The organism is Piscirickettsia salmonis LF-89 = ATCC VR-1361, assembly GCF_000297215.2.
In the GTDB taxonomy this organism is placed as follows: Bacteria; Pseudomonadota; Gammaproteobacteria; order Piscirickettsiales; family Piscirickettsiaceae; genus Piscirickettsia; species Piscirickettsia salmonis.
Map to the genome: position 1 here is coordinate 1 of NZ_AMFF02000001.1, position 1,464 is coordinate 1,464.

At 38.1% G+C, this 1,464-nt stretch carries 4 protein-coding genes; all 4 read right to left on the minus strand.

The annotated features are described in order from the left end of the window. Positions 1-89: 89 nt before the first annotated feature. Entirely contained in the window at positions 90-257 is a 168-nt protein-coding gene (locus C200_RS15265; RefSeq protein ID WP_155046947.1) for a phosphatase, read from the minus strand. A gap of 234 nt (positions 258-491) precedes the next feature. Beyond that, complete coding sequence (locus C200_RS00005) at positions 492-686, minus strand: hypothetical protein (protein ID WP_027242934.1); 195 nt, start codon at positions 684-686, stop codon at positions 492-494. Further along, positions 687-1,031: a hypothetical protein gene (locus C200_RS00010; protein WP_016212294.1), complete on the minus strand. Its 345-nt coding sequence runs from the start codon at positions 1,029-1,031 to the stop codon at positions 687-689. A 13-nt stretch (positions 1,032-1,044) separates the two neighbouring features. Continuing rightward, positions 1,045-1,449 carry a hypothetical protein gene (locus C200_RS00015; RefSeq protein WP_052133264.1) on the minus strand — a complete coding sequence of 135 codons (405 nt, stop codon included), beginning with the start codon at positions 1,447-1,449 and terminating at the stop codon, positions 1,045-1,047. Positions 1,450-1,464 lie beyond the last annotated feature (15 nt).

A 1,464-nucleotide genomic window follows, 5' to 3' on the forward strand; every position in this document is an offset into this window, starting at 1 on the left:
CCGTTAGGTCTGTAGCAAGCGTAACGAGTGTCTAAAAATCTATACGAACCGTAGAGTCATGTGAGAGCACAGTAGTGGAGTGTGCCGATTCAAGGCACGTAACGCTGTGTGACGCGGACAGCCGAGGGTTTATAGTCGTCGCGTTTTGCTCGGCGATTTTGCATCATTGGATGTGCAAAATACCTACCGAGGTAGCGACGCTTACGTAATGCAAAACTAGAAGAGTTACTTTCTAAGCAAATTTCTTTATTAGTCAATGATTTGTCGTTGCAAATTGACCAACAAACCAAGTTGTTAAACAGTGGAATAGACCCGTTTTTTCGGACACTCTGCAATCAAACAATTTCACAACGTGTAGAAGTATACATTTGTAAACGTTATCAATGTTTTCAACGGGTTGAGAGGTGTCGATTTTAGCCTTCACTATAATAACGTGTATAAAATATAAAAATTTATAAAAAAAGGTTATTATGGTGGACTAATTAGGGTGATTATTGACACAGACTCCTTGAGTCCAGGCTATGAATATTGTTCGGAGCACGATCAACACAAATGAGCGTTAATTTTCTTAAGCTGACATGCGCGTTTTTTGAGACAAGAAGCTTGCCTTCTTCAATTAATGTGTGTGCATCTTGCACGGTGATTTTATGCAGCCTTGCGTAATCTTCAATACTGATTAACCTCACTTACTCACCAATAAATGTGACACTTTCATTAAATTGATTCATTGGGATAAAGCAATAGCCTTTTATAGTAAAACTCTTAACTTCATTCTCCCGTAACCGTTTACGAAGACTATCTACTGAGACATTCAGTTTTTTCGCCGCTTGCTTTTGGTTTAAGTACTCAACCTCAGAATCTAGTGATAGGATGTGCTCAGGTACTTGCTCTACGTAAACCAACTCTAATCGCTTCAAACCGCCATTTGATTTATTAAGTGATCTAATGTCACCATTCTTAATTAACTGATAAACCTCTTGTATTTTAACGCCTTTCCAGTCCGCATAATCTTCTGCTGCAATTAATCTCATTAATAAACCTTGCCTAGTGACTATATTCTAACTGGACGCTATCCAACTTCTCATAGTTGCTATGATAACGACTTCTACCTTTAAGCTGAATGAGCTTTATATCTCGGCCCCTTAATATTGAATTTAAGGTTGCCTTATCATAATAAATATGACCTTTTCTGTAATCATACTCACACATCAATTCTCTTAGATAATCAGTAGCACCTTGAAGTAAAACTCTGTTTAGTTCTTCTTCAGTTGTTGCAGGCTCTCTTAACTGCGCGCCAAAAATGACAACAACAAATGAACAGATAACGTTATCTTGGTTTGATCTGTAATTTTGAGTCACAGGTGCATCTAAAAGAAACTCTAACCAAGAATCTGATAACTTAGCAGGAAGTGTATACTCTGGACCTTTACTGACAATCTCTGCTTCCACGTAAGCGTCGCTACC